General features: G+C 29.0%; 1 protein-coding gene. It reads right to left on the reverse strand.

Annotation, left to right across the window (positions count from 1 at the left end):
- Positions 1 to 175: 175 nt before the first annotated feature.
- A partial coding sequence (locus A9G45_RS02475; RefSeq protein WP_218057001.1) for a hypothetical protein occupies positions 176 to 2,068 on the reverse strand: 1,893 nt, incomplete at its 5' end.

The following is a 2,068-nucleotide window of genomic DNA, read 5'->3' on the forward strand; positions in this document are numbered from 1 at the left end:
ACGTTATCTTCTTCATACCCTGATGTCACAATTTGCGCTTTACCTTGAGCATCGGTTTTGCCTAAAGCTATACATGGTAATGCTTTTATACTTAAGTACTAATTATCCCCAAAACATAACTTAAATTAATTACGCTAATTTTTTACTGTATTATTTACCGTAGACATGATTGGGATTAATCATTTTCTAACTCTCTTTGATAAAGCTTAAAAAGTTGATATTCCAACTCATCTATAAAAATAGGATAGAAAGGTTCTTTATAAATTTTATCGTAGACTGAATCTTTTTCGGGATAATCATCCGTTGTTTTAATCAGTTGTCCTTTTTCGTCTAAATATTGGTTTATTATGTCAGGATCATTATTCTTATTTATTTCAATACGATTGGTTTTTATTCCATTTGAGTTAAATTCCTCAAAAATAGCATGAAAATCTGTTGGATTGATAACTGTAATTGTTCTTACCGTTATTCCTTGATTATCTTTAATCACTTGGTATTTGGGCAAATAATTTTCCCATTTTGTCTCAATGATTAAGTTTGGTAACAGCGTGCTTTCCAGTAAATTAAATTTACTGTTTTTCAAACTATTATCTTGATATTCAAACTCATTTAATACTTTATAAATTCGTGTTTTTTTAACTATCGAAATTATCTTACCCATCTCTTTTTCAACACGTATATAGTTTGGTTGTTCTACCGCTTGTTCAACGTTTTCTAATGGAATTAATTTTCCGTTATTGTCCATAACAAAAAAGTAGATGTCGTTTTCTAGTGGTTTAAACTGTTCTAATGGTAAAGTGATTGGAGTTTGTTGCCACTTTTCTTTAATCAAAGTTTTATACTGATAATTATTGCCCACTTCAAATTTGATTAAATCACTGTATTTGGCATTAGGTTGTTGATGTTCCGCTTCAATTAATGTTAACGGTTTTTGGTGGGGAAAATTTTTATAACGATTAGGCCAAAAAAGGGGATAAGTTACCTTTGCGTAATACGGTTGATTAGGAGTAATTCGTAAATACTTGGCGCGGTTTATCGCCTCGTTATCCCATTGTGTTGTATTTTTATCTACAGTATGAAGAAAAAACTTCTCTGTTAAAACTACGTCTGTTTTTTCAATATCCATTAATAAATTATTATAAGGATAACTCTCAGCTAATTCTTCTTTAAGCGGATCGAATATATCATCAGGCACCGTATTACTTATTGCTACCAGTTTTCCTTCATGATCCAATATTTGATTTTCGATTTTATCTTCAGCATTAGTATTATCATAATAAATCACATGATTGGTTTTATTACCCTGGCTATCAAAATATTCATCAACTCTTAATATGCCATCTTTGTTTATGTAGGTATAGCGTATATTTTGTTGCGTTAACAGATTCTTGCTATTACCCGCTATAGCTTTTTCATTTTCATCATAAAAAGTTTCATCATAATAAATTATTTGATGTTCATTATTATAATACTCCAATTTATTATACTTTAAATTTTGATTAGGCCAATATTCATAATTAAAATGGATAATCGTATATGTAGGTCGTTTTTGAATACTGATCACCTTTCCATCTAATTTTTCAACACGTATATAACCGGGCTCTTTAAACACTGCTTCAAAATTTTCTTTTTTTTGCAATTGGTTGTCCTTATCTAAAATATAAAAATGGATACCATCTTCAAGTGTCTCAAAAGGCTCTGTTGGATAGAGTATTTCTATAATATTTCTACATATGTTAATCACTTTACTATATTGATTATTTTCATTAATTGTTATTTGATAAATATCCGATAATGAATTATCGTCAGGGTCTGTTTCTAACGTTGCAGGCGATAAAAATAATTTTCCTTCTGCAGGAGAACTATCTTCTTTATGACGAAAACTTTTAAAATCATACTGGTAGTAAATTCTATTAGCTTCTAGAGGTTGTGGTGTTTTCATAATTGTTTTTTGAACTATCATGTTTATATCCGCATAGGTAAAATTAGTATTAATGACCGAACACAAAAAATATAAAATAGAAATTGTTATAATATTTTTAGTATAAATTTGCATAATCGAATTTCC

Origin of the sequence: Gilliamella sp. HK2 (assembly GCF_001690265.1) — a bacterium.
Lineage (GTDB): Bacteria > Pseudomonadota > Gammaproteobacteria > Enterobacterales > Orbaceae > Gilliamella > Gilliamella apicola_C.